The sequence below is a fragment of the Aquirufa avitistagni genome (assembly GCF_042715545.1).
GTDB lineage: Bacteria > Bacteroidota > Bacteroidia > Cytophagales > Spirosomataceae > Aquirufa > Aquirufa avitistagni.
This window is the reverse complement of sequence record NZ_JBBKXZ010000004.1, coordinates 70,862-84,048: the sequence shown is the minus strand read 5'-3', so window position 1 is coordinate 84,048 and position 13,187 is coordinate 70,862. Positions and strand designations below refer to the sequence as shown.

Annotated in this window: 14 protein-coding genes; 4 read left to right on the top strand and 10 right to left on the bottom strand. The window is 41.4% G+C overall.

Translation table 11 applies throughout. The annotated features are described in order from the left end of the window. The first annotated feature begins 8 nt into the window (after positions 1-8). The gene (locus tag U0R10_RS10560) at positions 9-1,229 is read left to right on the top strand and encodes a bifunctional 3,4-dihydroxy-2-butanone-4-phosphate synthase/GTP cyclohydrolase II (RefSeq protein ID WP_377983937.1); all 1,221 of its coding nucleotides are present in this window, start codon (positions 9-11) and stop codon (positions 1,227-1,229) included. A gap of 29 nt (positions 1,230-1,258) precedes the next feature. Here the strand turns inward: U0R10_RS10560 and U0R10_RS10555 are convergent, their stop codons facing one another. After that, positions 1,259-2,164, bottom strand: a complete 906-nt coding sequence (locus U0R10_RS10555) for a prohibitin family protein (protein ID WP_377983936.1) — start codon at positions 2,162-2,164, stop codon at positions 1,259-1,261. A 146-nt stretch (positions 2,165-2,310) separates the two neighbouring features. On the opposite strand from U0R10_RS10555, the gene U0R10_RS10550 reads away from it, so the two are divergent. From U0R10_RS10550 to kdsA, 3 genes are read left to right on the top strand one after another with little or no spacing between them, the layout of a single operon-like run. Beyond that, on the top strand, positions 2,311-3,039 hold the full coding sequence (locus U0R10_RS10550; RefSeq protein WP_377983935.1) for an ABC transporter ATP-binding protein: 729 nt from the start codon (positions 2,311-2,313) through the stop codon (positions 3,037-3,039). A 1-nt stretch (position 3,040) separates the two neighbouring features. Continuing rightward, positions 3,041-4,081 carry a UDP-N-acetylmuramate dehydrogenase gene (murB, locus tag U0R10_RS10545; RefSeq protein ID WP_377983934.1) on the top strand — a complete coding sequence of 347 codons (1,041 nt, stop codon included), beginning with the start codon at positions 3,041-3,043 and terminating at the stop codon, positions 4,079-4,081. Position 4,082: 1 nt separating this feature from the next. Continuing rightward, complete coding sequence (kdsA, locus tag U0R10_RS10540) at positions 4,083-4,892, top strand: 3-deoxy-8-phosphooctulonate synthase (RefSeq protein WP_377983933.1); 810 nt, start codon at positions 4,083-4,085, stop codon at positions 4,890-4,892. On the opposite strand, the gene U0R10_RS10535 is transcribed toward kdsA, so the two are convergent. From U0R10_RS10535 to U0R10_RS10495, 9 genes are all read right to left on the bottom strand, one after another. Then, complete coding sequence (locus U0R10_RS10535; protein ID WP_377983932.1) at positions 4,889-6,811, bottom strand: ComEA family DNA-binding protein; 1,923 nt, start codon at positions 6,809-6,811, stop codon at positions 4,889-4,891. The genes kdsA and U0R10_RS10535 overlap by 4 nt on opposite strands. A 69-nt stretch (positions 6,812-6,880) precedes the next feature. Then, positions 6,881-7,834, bottom strand: a complete 954-nt coding sequence (locus U0R10_RS10530; protein ID WP_377983931.1) for a hypothetical protein — start codon at positions 7,832-7,834, stop codon at positions 6,881-6,883. A gap of 8 nt (positions 7,835-7,842) precedes the next feature. Continuing rightward, positions 7,843-8,586, bottom strand: a complete 744-nt coding sequence (gene rnc / locus U0R10_RS10525; RefSeq protein WP_377983930.1) for a ribonuclease III — start codon at positions 8,584-8,586, stop codon at positions 7,843-7,845. A 3-nt stretch (positions 8,587-8,589) separates the two neighbouring features. Next, positions 8,590-9,837, bottom strand: a complete 1,248-nt coding sequence (fabF, locus tag U0R10_RS10520) for a beta-ketoacyl-ACP synthase II (RefSeq protein WP_377983929.1) — start codon at positions 9,835-9,837, stop codon at positions 8,590-8,592. A 120-nt stretch (positions 9,838-9,957) separates the two neighbouring features. Next, complete coding sequence (locus U0R10_RS10515) at positions 9,958-10,194, bottom strand: acyl carrier protein (protein ID WP_377983928.1); 237 nt, start codon at positions 10,192-10,194, stop codon at positions 9,958-9,960. 154 nt (positions 10,195-10,348) lie between these two features. After that, positions 10,349-11,266 carry an ROK family protein gene (locus tag U0R10_RS10510; protein ID WP_377983927.1) on the bottom strand — a complete coding sequence of 306 codons (918 nt, stop codon included), beginning with the start codon at positions 11,264-11,266 and terminating at the stop codon, positions 10,349-10,351. 65 nt (positions 11,267-11,331) lie between these two features. After that, on the bottom strand, positions 11,332-11,790 hold the full coding sequence (locus U0R10_RS10505; RefSeq protein ID WP_377983926.1) for a YkgJ family cysteine cluster protein: 459 nt from the start codon (positions 11,788-11,790) through the stop codon (positions 11,332-11,334). 1 nt (position 11,791) lies between these two features. Further along, the gene (locus U0R10_RS10500; RefSeq protein WP_377984090.1) at positions 11,792-12,376 is read right to left on the bottom strand and encodes a thymidine kinase; all 585 of its coding nucleotides are present in this window, start codon (positions 12,374-12,376) and stop codon (positions 11,792-11,794) included. A 48-nt stretch (positions 12,377-12,424) separates the two neighbouring features. Further along, positions 12,425-13,183 carry a succinate dehydrogenase/fumarate reductase iron-sulfur subunit gene (locus U0R10_RS10495; RefSeq protein ID WP_377983925.1) on the bottom strand — a complete coding sequence of 253 codons (759 nt, stop codon included), beginning with the start codon at positions 13,181-13,183 and terminating at the stop codon, positions 12,425-12,427. Positions 13,184-13,187 lie beyond the last annotated feature (4 nt).

Genomic DNA, 13,187 nt, shown 5'->3' with positions numbered 1-13,187 from the left:
TCAAATACATGCAAGAGGAAAGTATACGTTTAGATCGTATTGAGGATGCCATTGAAGCAATTCGCCAAGGGAAAATGATTATTGTGGCTGATGACGAAAATCGAGAAAATGAGGGGGATTTGATTTGTGCTTCGGAAGCCATCACACCAGAGATCGTTAATTTTATGATCCGTGAAGCGCGCGGACTGATGTGCGTTTCGTTGACCAATGAGCGTTGCGCAGAGTTAGGTCTTGAAATGATGGTGGATCAAAATACCACTTCGCATGAAACTCCGTTTACCGTATCTGTTGATTTATTAGGTCATGGCTGCACAACGGGTATTTCCGCACAGGATCGTTCCAAAACAATCAAAGCATTAGTTGACTCAGAGACAAAGCCAACTGATTTAGGTCGTCCGGGACATATCTTCCCACTAAAGAGTAGATCAGAAGGTGTATTGCGCCGGACTGGTCACACAGAAGCCTCCATGGATTTCGCTAAACTTGCAGGATTTAAGCCATCGGGCGTCTTGATTGAAATCTTAAATGAAGATGGATCTATGGCCCGCCTACCAGATCTACGAAAAATTGCAGATAAGTTTGATCTTAAATTGGTGACCATCAAAGATTTGATCGAATATCGATTAAATACAGAATCATTGATCCAGCGGGAGATAGGTGTAGATATGCCTACCGAGTGGGGACATTTTGATTTGATTGCCTTTAAACAAACAAATACGGGTGATACCCACTTAGCCTTAGTGAAAGGTACCTGGGAAAAAAATGAACCTGTTTTAGTGCGTGTTCATAGTTCGTGTGTGACCGGAGATATTTTTGGGTCTTGTCGGTGCGATTGCGGTGGTCAGCTACACAAGGCGATGGAAATGGTTGAAAAAGCTGGTAAAGGAGTTGTATTGTATATGTTCCAGGAAGGAAGAGGCATAGGTTTACTAAATAAATTACGCGCTTATAAGCTTCAGGAGTTGGGCCGAGATACGGTGGAAGCTAATTTAGAATTAGGCTTTGCAATGGATGAGCGTGATTACGGGGTAGGAGCACAAATCTTACGTGATTTAGGTGTTCAAAAAATTCGATTGATTTCAAATAATCCTAAGAAGCGTGCTGGACTATTAGGTTACGGTCTGGAGATTGTTGAAAGTTTACCGATTGAAATACCATCGAACCCGCATAATGAAGCTTACTTAACAACTAAGCGAGACAAAATGGGACACACCATATTAAAATCATAAAAAAAGGCTCCAATTAGGAGCCTTTTTTGTTAGTTGTTTCCGAGTATGATAGGAGTTGATTTCCCTCCACCCATGATGATTACTTTTGCATTGGGTGATTTGGCAAGTTCTTTCTGTGCGATGATTGCTTCATATTGCAATTGTTTATCACTTAAACCCGTAGATAAAATCTTCTGATAGTCTGCAATTCCTTGTGCTTCAACGCGTTTTCGTTCTGCTTCCTGTTTTTCTTTCTGTAAAACAAATTGCATTTTCTGGGCATCTTGCTCGGCATTGATTTTTGACTCAATCGTCTGCTTTACGGAATTCGGTAAGTTGATGTTTCGAATTAATAACTGTTCCAATACTAGTCCACGCTTTTTGAAGTTCTTTTCAATGTCAGCATAAATTCTTCCTTGAAATTCATTTCGCTTTAATGAGTATAAGCCGACTGCATCATAATAAACAGCATTATCTCGGATCATGGTGCGGGTTACTGGTCTTACAATTTTGTCCCGATAATCTTCTCCGATTTCTTTAAGTATGCGCGGTGTTTCTGATGGAAGTATGCGGTAGAGGATTGTTAGGTCAACAACCACTTCAAGTCCATCTGCAGTAAGTACTCGAATGGCGTCATCGCCGCTTTTATCTCCTTCGTCATGCACAGCCGACATGGTATAATTTTGTGTCTTGGTATCAAATACGGTAACTGAGGCTAAAGGATTCACGAAGTTTAGTCCGCTGGTAAGTGTTTGATTTTGAACCTTTCCGAAGATACTTTGAACGCCAACTTCACCTGCGTTTACTTGTTTGATTACTGAGCTGGAAAGTCCGAGAAGAAAAAGTACGAAAGCAACTATCCGTAACGGATTAGCATATTTGGAGAAAATCAAATTTGGATTTGAGATGGCGCGACTAGCAATGAATAGAATGACGCCGATGAATATAAAAAACATACGCTTGTTGATTTAAGGTTTTTTCTCTGTGAGAACACAATAGTACAACTAAATTCGCAATTAAAATAGGCAGAAAAGTAGATAATAAGTTTGTTGGACTCTTTGCGTGCCAACGATAAATTGGCAAAAAATCCCTAATTTTGGGCATGATTGAGATCAAAAATATTCACAAAGAATTTGATGGCCGCGTTGTATTAGCGGATATTAATGCTGCCTTTCAACAAGGTAAAGTTAATATGGTGATCGGTGGTAGTGGAACAGGGAAATCAGTTCTTTTGAAGTGCATGATCGGAATTTTGACACCAGAAAAAGGGGCTGTTTTATACGATGGTCGGGATTTTATTAAATCTGATCTGGATCAAGTGAAGGAGATTAGACGGGAAATGGGCGTATTGTTTCAAGGTGGCGCTCTTTTTGATTCGAAGACGGTATTGGAAAATGTTCGTTTTCCTTTGGATACCTTGACTTCTCAAACGATTGAAGAAAAAAATGCGCAGGCCATGCTTTGCTTGCAACGTGTAGGTCTTGAAGCCTCTGCACATCAAATGCCCTCAGATATATCTGGTGGAATGAAAAAGCGCGTGGGAATTGCCCGCGCTATTGTCATGAATCCCAAATACCTTTTTTGTGACGAACCCAATTCGGGTTTGGATCCCTTGACAGCCGTCAAGATTGATTTATTGATTCAAGAGATTACCAAAGAATTTAATATGACCACGATTGTCATTTCACATGATATGAACTCCGTCATGCGTATGGGGGAATACATCATGTTTTTAAAAGATGGTCATAAAGTCTGGGAAGGCAACAATACGAATCTGTTACTATCAGATATCCCCGATTTGCAAGAATTTTTATCTACCAAATTAACCTAGTATGCCTCAAGTTTATTCGGCACCGCTTGTCTTAGAAAATGTATCATTAAAGCCTTATAATACATTTGGTATCGATGTTTCTGCGCGCTATTTTGTAGAAATTAACCATTTGCAAGAATATGTGCAGCTCTTAAAGGAACAAAACTATAGCCACGTTCCGCATCTTTTTCTAGGTGGTGGTAGTAATTTATTGTTGACCAAAGATGTAGAGGCTCTTGTTGTAAAAATTTCATTTGTTGGCATCGAAGTACTGGACGAATCAGATGATTTTGTTTGGGTGCGTGCGGGTTCAGGTGTTAATTGGCATGAATTTGTGCAATATACCGTAGATCATCACTGGGCAGGTTTGGAGAATTTATCGCTTATTCCTGGAACGGTAGGTGCGGCTCCAATGCAAAATATCGGTGCCTATGGGGTGGAGATTAAAGATACATTTGATCATTTGGAGGCATTTAATTTAGAGACATTGGCGGTTGAACAATTTGATACGGCTGCATGTCAGTTTGGATATCGCGAAAGCTTCTTTAAACATGCTGGTAAAGGTCGTTATTTGATCGCTTCAGTTTGTTTTAAATTAGCCAAAAAGCCTTCACCTCAAACCTCTTACGGAGCCATTAAAGACGTATTAGCCTCTAAAGGAATTTCAAATCCTGGTATCAGAGATGTGGCTGACGCTGTTATTGCGATCCGTCAAAGTAAACTACCAGATCCCAAAGACATTGGTAATTCAGGTAGTTTCTTTAAAAATCCAACCGTTTCTGCTGCTGAGGCCTCGCGTTTGCAAGATGAATTTCCTGGTATTCCACATTATGCCGTGACAGGAAGTACGGATATTAAGTTTCCGGCTGGCTGGTTTATCGAACAAGCTGGTTGGAAAGGTTACCGAAAGGGTGATGCCGGTGTGCACCTCAATCAGGCCTTAGTGCTCGTTAATTATGGGGAGGCTAGCGGCAATGAAATCAAAGAATTATCGGAACAAATCAAAGCTTCCGTTTTAGCCAAATTTGGTGTTCCTCTGGAGACCGAAGTAAACATTATATAACATGCAATTACCTAGTTTAGCATCCATCGGCAAGGGCCCTTTCTTTTTAATGGCCGGAAGTTGCGCGATTGAAAGTAATGATTTGGCTTTTGAGATTGCGGAACGTATTCATCTTATGACCCAATCGATGGGTATTCCTTATATTTTTAAGGGGTCATATCGAAAAGCGAACCGGACGAAAATTGATTCATTTACGGGGATAGGTGATATCAAAGCACTTGAAATTTTAAAGGCAGTAGGTGCGCATTATGATATTCCTACTGTTACTGATATTCATGAGAGTGGCGAAGCTGCCATGGCCGCTGCGTATGTGGATGTGTTGCAGATTCCGGCTTTTTTATGCCGACAAACAGATTTATTGGCCGCTGCCGCGCAAACGGGTAAAGCTGTTAACATCAAAAAAGGTCAATTTATGTCCGGCGCCTCGATGAAATTTGCCGTTGAAAAAGTGTTACATGAAAATCCTAATGCTCCCGTGTATTTAACGGATCGTGGGAATTCGTTTGGCTATGGTGATTTAGTGGTTGATTACCGTAACTTGCCGGAGATGTCGGCATTTAATGTACCTGTTATTATGGATTGTACGCATTCGTTGCAGCGTCCGAATCAGGGAAGTGGTGTGACGGGTGGCCAACCGGCTTTGATTGAGACGATTGCCAAAGCTGCGATTGCAGTAGGAGCTGATGGGCTTTTTATTGAAACCCACCCGAATCCCTCGGTAGCTAAATCAGATGGAGCGAATATGCTTCCATTGGATCAACTAGAGGCCTTGCTTGAAAAGTTATTAAAAGTGCGCGAAGCAATCGCTTAATATTGATAAACGATTTGTAAACCAACATCCGATTTATGGTTTGTTGGGATTAAATCTAAGCCAGAACCTACCGTTTCTCTTGTGAAATAATGGGTTCTGGCTATTTTTATGCCCAGATCCCAATGTTTAGTTGGGTTGATGCTGATTAAAATCGTATTTCGAATACTGGGATCATAATAAGCAGGGAGGCTAAATGAATATCGTAAGGTGGGTTCATACGCATATAAGCGTGTATCGTAACTGGGTGTTTGAATCCATGCCAAACGCGCTTGAACTCGATACCATTTGCGAATTAGTGTGATATCGTGTAGCCACATGGCACCCAACTCATTTTGAACGGGCGAAACTAGGTAGCTCAGCATAATTCTGCTGTGCCATTTAAATCGGCTGTGTACATCGTAGTGTACATCAAAACTAGCTTGCAGATGGTTTTTTCGTTGGTTATGTGTTATTGATTGATTCGTCCATTTCATTTGCGCAAAGTATTGACCTTTGCGTTTTCGATCCCATTGAAAACGCGTGAGCATTTCAATTCCCCAAGCTCCCGGAAATGCATACGTAAAACTGCGCTTGGGGAAAAAGAAATAGTCAAGATAGGATGAGAGCCGTTTGTATTTTGAAATTTGGAATTGATTCCCCAGAAAGAGCCCCACTTCATTTTTAGTTTGTGAACTTTCGCCAAGGGCTTGTGCCATGGGGCTAAAATACCCTTTAGTGTAATATCTAAACAAGGCTGAAAAATCTAGTTTTTGTGAAATTGGGAATGCGACAGATTCTGTGAGGGCAATTGATTTTGGGTTAGCAGAAGCGAATTCTCCAGCAATAAAAACTTGTTTCCAGGGTATGTGATGTGCGAATGCAAAATTTGTCAAAACCTGCCCATGCCATTCACCTTGATTGTATAGGGAGGTGTTTCTTTTGGGATGATTCCATTGATGTTGGGTGGTTGAAAAACTAATAAATCCTTGCTTGATTGGTATGAGCGCTTGTAATCCCCAAGCGTGTTCAGTCAGACTGTTTTTATTTGTTCTTTCTGTACTTGTTCTGTGGAATCCGTCGGTATCCAAACTTTGATAAAATGAACGATTCAAACTGTCTTTGGATATCGATGCATCAAGGAATCTCACCGACCGAAATGCTGCAAATATGATGGGTCCTCCATGAGCCTGCATGCTTATACCTCTGTAAAATGTGGATTCCCCGCTCGACGAATAGGGGAGGCTACCCAAATTGAATTTTTGTGTGGCACGAATACTTTCGTATGTTTTGCCCAACGAAAAGCCGCCTGCTTGCAGTAAGCCTTGGCCCCACTGATGTATGTAATCGCCCAGTATTAGTTTATCGATCCATTTAGTAGGTTTTATTTCCACGTAATAACTTACAAAATCAGTCAATGTCACCTCGCCTGGATCTTTTTGTAATGTGAATCCAGCCCGGATATGGCTATTCCATTTGCCACGGTAGCGTATGTTTTGCCCCCAGGGATTACCGAAATACCGAGTTTTCGACCGCGCGGTGGGCTGGCTAAATCCTACCTTTTCCTCCAGGGTTCGTTCCGTTTTCAGTAAGAGCTGTTGGCTCATCTCCTCAGGTCGATACCATTTTTTTTGAGGAGGATTGCAAATGAGTAGGCCAACTGTTTTTCGTAGTGTTTCCGCGTCCCACCCCGAAATCACCTGCAGTTCGTGGACAGATAGTAGTGGACCGTTGGAAGCACGGTATGCAAAGAAGGCACGTATTTGGCTTAAGCTGAAAAGATGTAAGCCTTGTAATTCCTCCGCGCTAACCTGGTTTAGATCAAACGGGTTTTGTTGGAAAAATTGCAGTCGGGTTTCCTCCACCTCAAGTACTGAGTCTGGAGCAGGCGACTGCGCTAGGGCACGAAAAGAGCAGATTAGTAATAGAATGAAATACTTCACAAACTAGTTTTTGCGAAACTAGGTTATGTGTATGTCAACTATAGCCTAAAAACTGATAATGAATATCAACTAGTTGAATTTCCGATCTACTAAAATGTAGAATTCATTCCACGTATCTTCGTTTTCAGCGTTCAGATATTGGCCAAATTTGCCTTCAATTTCAGATTTCCATTTGGTGGCTGAAGCTTGTGTATCTACAAATTCGATCAGGCGCTGAAATTCATCGGCATTTCCTTCAAACAAATCTTGGATGAAATTCAATTTTTGGAACAACGAAATGCTCTCTCCTAACGAATTGGTCATGTTGATTTCCACCATATTTTTCAATGAGTGGTCTGTCACCTGAATGGTATCCAATACTTTTTCTTCACTTGATGCTGCGTGAAGTTCGTTAATGGACTTAGGTTTTTCGATTTCAGTCGGTTCTTCTTCCTGTATTTCTTCGATAGGCTGTATTTCCGGTAATTCATCACTAACCTCAAAATAGTCTGGAATAGCCTCTGCTACGGCCGGTATTTCTTCCACGATCTCTGCTTCGATAGCAGCAGGTATTTCTTCCACAATTTCCTCTTCGATGATTGGTGTTTCTACCACGATCTCCTCTTCAATTATTTCCTCAGGAATCGGTTCCTCCGCGACTTCAATTAGGTCAGGAAGTGAATCACTTGGAGATGCATAATACACATCTGCGGTTAATAGATCCGAAAAACTTGGAATTTCATCGGCTGGTGCTGAGTTATCTTGACTCAGGGAGGCGATCCAACTTTGCCAAATCATGTCTGGAAGTATTACATGGGGTAGGAGTAAGTTCACTGCCGACTGCCATTTTTCTTGCATGCGGGCATTTTGCCAGTCGAAATTCGGTAATTTTTCAGCCAATACCGCGCCCGATAACTGATGTACTAATTCTTCTTGAATGACTGTTAATATTTCAGGTGCAACATCAGATTGCATGATTTCCAGAAAAGAGACAGCCGCTTCGTCGCTGTTATAGTAATGAAGAAAAATATTGGGCGTTTGCATGGTGTGCGTTATTTTATGGCTAATACTTCGCAGGCCTTCATGGCTGCATTTTGTTCGGCTTTTTTCTTGGAATATCCTTTGCCGCTACTAATTTTTTCTCCCTCGAGCAGGACAAGCGCTGTAAATTCCTTATCGTGATGCGTGCCTTCTTCATCCAAGGTGAATTGAACTTTCTTTCCTTCTTTTTGAGCCCATTCGATGAGTAAAGACTTGAAGTTAGGATTATTCTGAACAACCGTATCCAAATCGAAATACTGTGTCAAAATTTTCTTGACAATAAATTGCTGTGTAAAGGCAAATCCCTTGTCAAGGTATACAGCTCCAATAAATGCCTCTAATGCATCTCCATACATACTTGAGCGAGACATGGAACTGCGTTTTAGGCTCTCATATTCGATTACTTCCTCTAATCCTAATTTACGTCCCAGTACATTGAGCGATTCTCGACTAACCATTCGGGAGCGAATTTCGGTTAGAAATCCTTCATCTTTAAATGGGAATTTTTGGAAAAGGTAACTGGCTGTAATCATGCCAAGGACGGAATCGCCTAAAAATTCGAGACGTTCATTTGACTCTTTGTAGGATTTGGCAACAGATTCTTTGGAGGCAGAGGCATGCAAAAAGGCTAGTCGGTACAAATTTAAATTTGACGGACTAGCCCCAATAAGATGTTTGACTGATTTATAAAGGTGCTTCTCACGTTCGTCTTTGGGTTTTTGAAAGAACAAGAAAAACGGAGAAAAAATCGTCATAAACTAGATCTTTCTAAAGATAACGGTTGCATTATGGCCTCCAAAACCAAAGCCATTGCTCAATGCAACATTGATTTCACGTGATTTACCCACATTTTCTGTCAAGTCGATGCGTTGATCGATCTCTGGATCACGATTAAAGACATTGATTGTAGGTGGTACAAACTGATGTTTAATCGCTAAAACGGATGCAACAGCTTCCACGGCTCCAGCTCCCCCTAATAAGTGGCCTGTCATGGATTTCGTCGATGAAATGGATAGTTTGTAGGCGTGGTCACCAAAACAATCTACGATTGCTTTGATCTCTTGTGGATCACCAATTGGCGTAGAAGTACCGTGGGTATTAATGTAATCCACGGCTTCCGGTTTGATTTGTGCATCTTCCAATGCGTCAATCATGGATAATAATGCGCCATATCCATCTGGATGTGGGGCTGTTATGTGATGGGCATCAGATGAAAATCCTCCGCCAATTAATTCTGCGTAAATTTTTGCACCTCGTGCTTTGGCATGCTCATATTCTTCTAAAATAAGGGCACCTGCTCCTTCGCCAACGACAAAACCATCCCGATCAACGTCATATGGACGTGAAGCGGTCGTAGGATCGTCATTACGTGTAGACATGGCGTGCATGGCAGTAAATCCACCAACAGACGCGATGGTTACCGGTGCCTCAGAACCTCCTGTGACACAGACGTTTATGCGTCCCGTGCGGATGTAATTAAATGCGTCAATGATGGCATTGTTTGCCGAAGAACAAGCAGAAACTGTTACATAGTTGGGTCCGCGAAATCCATTACGAATGGAAATTTGACCTGAACTAGAATCTGCAATCATTTTAGGAATGAAGAAAGGGTTGATTTTTGGCGTTCCATCCCCTTGTCCGAAATAAATCATTTCATCTTCAAAGGTTTTTAATCCGCCGATACCCGAGCCCCAAATGACACCTACCTTATTTTTATTTAATGTCTCCATGTCAAATGCCGCATCCGCAATGGCTTCATCGGCAGCAATCACCGCATACTGGGTGAATGGATCCATTTTTCGAGCTTCTTTCGTATTGATATAATCTTCTACTTTGAAGTCCTTTAATTCGCAAGCAAAACGAGTTTTGAATTTCTCCGCATCAAATCGGGTGATTGGCGCACATCCACTTTTTCCAGCGGCTAAGCCTTCCCAAAATGTATCTACCGTGTTGCCAATCGGTGTTAGGGCTCCTAGACCCGTTACTACTACTCGCTTTAACTCCATAATTTGATATTAATAAACTGGTTCCAATAAAAAATGTCAATTAGTAACGGGTATTAACTTAGGATTACATCCGAAGGAACTACCATGTACCAATTGACATCATTTTTTATCGTAATTCGATTACTTTGCGTTTTCTTCCAAATAAGCAACAGCTTGTGCTACTGTTTGGATGTTTTCAGCTTGGTCATCTGGGATAGAAACATTGAATTCTTTTTCGAATTCCATGATCAATTCTACCGTGTCTAAGGAGTCAGCTCCCAAATCGTTTGTGAAAGATGCCTCAGGAGTAACTTCTGATGCTTCTACACCTAACTTCTCAACGATGATGCTCTTAACTTTTTCTGCAATATCTGACATTTTATAAAAATTTTGGGGTTCAAAAACGATGCAAAGATTAGAATTAAATGTTACAATATCAAACAAATTTTATTCCATTTTGCACTATAAAAATATTAAGTATAATCTATCTAATTCTTTTTCGAAAATATTCAACTCCTCTAGGCTGTTTCAATTAAAAACAAAGTGACGCAGCACCTAATAATCCTGCATCATTCCCTAGTAAGGCTTTTTTTATCGTTAACTTTTCAAGGTAGGCTGGGGTAAGCCAATAGTTTAATTGCTTCTCCATACTAGGCAAAATAAAATCATACGAGGCTGATAAACCTCCGCCAATGAAAATATTCTTGATATCAAGTATACGAATCAGCGAAACGAGCATGTCGCCTAATAGTGTACCTACTTCATGCCATACTGCTAAAGCTAATTCATCACCTTCTTCGGCAGCCACAACTAAAGCGGTGGTTGAAATTGTTCCATCAGAAGCTAATACAGTTTTTCCAGTATATGCGGCACGCATTTCAGTGGCTAATTGAAGTAATTCTTTTTTTCCCACATTGCGTTCCAGCACCTTTCCATTTTTAGAAGGTACGTGTCCAGGCTCCATGGCATTGCCATCACCACCTAAAAATATTTTACGGTCAATCACGGCTGCTCCACCTACACCTGTGCCTAATGTGATGAACACAAAATCTTCTGGCATAGTTGCCTTCTCAGGGGAGAAGTAAAACTCGCCTAATGCTGCTGCATTGGCATCATTCTCCATGAAAAATTGATGCTCAGGAAATCTTTTTTCCAGCATATCAATCATCGGAGAACCATCAATTTCAGGAATTGCGGTGATTTCAATTAACGTACGGCGATTTTTTGTCAGGATGCCTGGCAGACCAATACCAATTTTTTTGACGTTTTTATGTTGGTATAATTGCAACGCAATCGCGTCAGCTAAACGATCTAAAAAATGATGTGATTCGCGCCAAGTGGCTGTATCGTAACTTTGAAAGTTATTTATTTGGCCTGTGTCGGAATGAACAATACCCATTTTAACTCCGGTACCTCCGACATCTATGCCTAAATATTCTGCTGCTGACATGTTGTGCTATTAAATTGAAAGTTCAATTTCCTGATTTTTCATGTCAATTTCAAATCTGATGTGCCTCAATTGTAAATTCGTTCCAATTTTTCCATGATTTGCGCGACCCCAGGGCATATTACTGCATTTTTTTGAGTTAGGGCTATGATTCCCTGCATGTTTTTGCGGTTGGTATGTGGGTATTCCCGACAGGCTTTTGGTCGGTGTTCATAGATCTGACACGTATTGTCAGCCGTGGTTAAAAAAGGGCAAGGAGCTGCAGGATATACCCAGTCGCCATCCGCATCTTTAATCAAATATTGATCTAGAAATTGGGTCACTTTCATCTTAAGTAGATGGGCCACACGCTGAATATCCGTTTCATTCCACATGGGACTCGTTGTTTTGCAACAATTCCCACAGGTTAAGCAATCTAGCTCTTCAAAAACTTGATTATGGGCCTTTTCAAATTGCAAATCAAGATCACGTGGCTTTTTGGCCTTGATCCGTTGGAACACTTTTTTAAAGCTAGGATCTTTCGGCATACTAAATGGACGCTTGAAAGCAGGCTCGGCACCGCGCTTGGTAAGATTCGGTTTCTCCTAGAAGTACGGTTTCTTCTTTGTCAACAATCCGGTAGGAGTAATTGGCAACGTCACCGCATTGCACGCAAACGGCGTGTACTTTGGTTACATATTCTGCGATAGCCATTAAATGTGGCATGGGGCCAAAAGGAATTCCTTTAAAGTCCATATCTAAACCTGCGATGACAACGCGCTTTCCTTGATTAGCTAGGGAATTAGCTACTTCAACAATGGATTCATCAAAAAATTGGACTTCATCAAGACCTACTACATCACAATCGCCGGCAAGCAATAAGATCTCACTGGCACTAAGTACAGGCGTGGAACGAATGGAGTTTTGATTGTGTGAAACGATGTCTTCGTCGTGATACCGCGTATCGGAAGCAGGTTTGAAAATTTCTACCCGCAATTGAGCTATTTTTGCCCGTTTTAAGCGTCGAATTAGTTCTTCTGTTTTACCAGAAAACATCGAACCACAGATAACTTCAATCCATCCAAGTGATGGTTTATGTTGGGCAGAGCGTGAATGGGTAGGTTCTAAAAACAAGGGCGTAAAAAGCCCCTGAAATTGCATTCAGGGGCTATTAATTAAGTGTTATTTCGAAGAAAAAGTAGCTGAGAAATATTCACGATTCATGCGTGCAATATTCTCAAGCGAAATACCTTTAGGACATTCCGCCTCGCATGCACCTGTATTAGAACAAGCACCGAAACCTTCTTCATCCATTTGAGCAACCATCGCTTCCGCACGTTTCGCAGCTTCTACTTTACCTTGTGGTAATAGCGCTAATTGTGAGATTTTCGCTGATGTAAATAACATCGCTGAAGCATTTTTACATGCGGCAACGCACGCACCGCAACCGATACACGCTGCTGCTGCAAACGCATCATCCGCATCTTCTTTTGGAATAGGTAATGAGTTCGCATCTTGCGCATTTCCCGTATTAATAGAAATGAATCCACCCGCCGCAATAATACGATCAAAAGCAGAACGGTTCACCACTAAGTCTTTGATAACTGGGAACGCACTTGCTCTCCAAGGTTCTACCGTGATGGTTTCGCCATCTTGGAATGAACGCATGTGTAATTGACAAGTCGTCACACCGCGGTTTGGTCCGTGCGGACGACCGTTAATGTACATCGAGCACATACCGCAAATACCTTCACGGCAATCGTGGTCAAATGCTACCGGATCATCTCCTTCTTCGATCAAACGGTTGTTTAACACGTCAATCATTTCCAAAAATGACATATCTGTGGAGATGCCGCTTACCTGATAAGTTTCGAACTTACCAGCTACGCTTGCATTCTTTTGTCTCCAAATTTTGAGTGTCAGGTTTAAATGTCCTTCCATTGTA

Excerpts from the sequence above, each read along its gene's own strand:
- U0R10_RS10560 (WP_377983937.1), top strand. The coding sequence starts at position 9 with ATGCAAGAGGAAAGTATACGTTTAGATCGTATTGAGGATGCCATTGAA.
- U0R10_RS10555 (WP_377983936.1), bottom strand. The coding sequence starts at position 2,164 with ATGTTTTTTATATTCATCGGCGTCATTCTATTCATTGCTAGTCGCGCC.
- U0R10_RS10550 (WP_377983935.1), top strand. The coding sequence starts at position 2,311 with ATGATTGAGATCAAAAATATTCACAAAGAATTTGATGGCCGCGTTGTA.
- murB (WP_377983934.1), top strand. The coding sequence starts at position 3,041 with ATGCCTCAAGTTTATTCGGCACCGCTTGTCTTAGAAAATGTATCATTA.
- kdsA (WP_377983933.1), top strand. The coding sequence starts at position 4,083 with ATGCAATTACCTAGTTTAGCATCCATCGGCAAGGGCCCTTTCTTTTTA.
- U0R10_RS10530 (WP_377983931.1), bottom strand. The coding sequence starts at position 7,834 with ATGCAAACGCCCAATATTTTTCTTCATTACTATAACAGCGACGAAGCG.
- rnc (WP_377983930.1), bottom strand. The coding sequence starts at position 8,586 with ATGACGATTTTTTCTCCGTTTTTCTTGTTCTTTCAAAAACCCAAAGAC.
- fabF (WP_377983929.1), bottom strand. The coding sequence starts at position 9,837 with ATGGAGTTAAAGCGAGTAGTAGTAACGGGTCTAGGAGCCCTAACACCG.
- U0R10_RS10515 (WP_377983928.1), bottom strand. The coding sequence starts at position 10,194 with ATGTCAGATATTGCAGAAAAAGTTAAGAGCATCATCGTTGAGAAGTTA.
- U0R10_RS10510 (WP_377983927.1), bottom strand. The coding sequence starts at position 11,266 with ATGTCAGCAGCAGAATATTTAGGCATAGATGTCGGAGGTACCGGAGTT.
- U0R10_RS10505 (WP_377983926.1), bottom strand. The coding sequence starts at position 11,790 with ATGCCGAAAGATCCTAGCTTTAAAAAAGTGTTCCAACGGATCAAGGCC.
- U0R10_RS10495 (WP_377983925.1), bottom strand. The coding sequence starts at position 13,183 with ATGGAAGGACATTTAAACCTGACACTCAAAATTTGGAGACAAAAGAAT.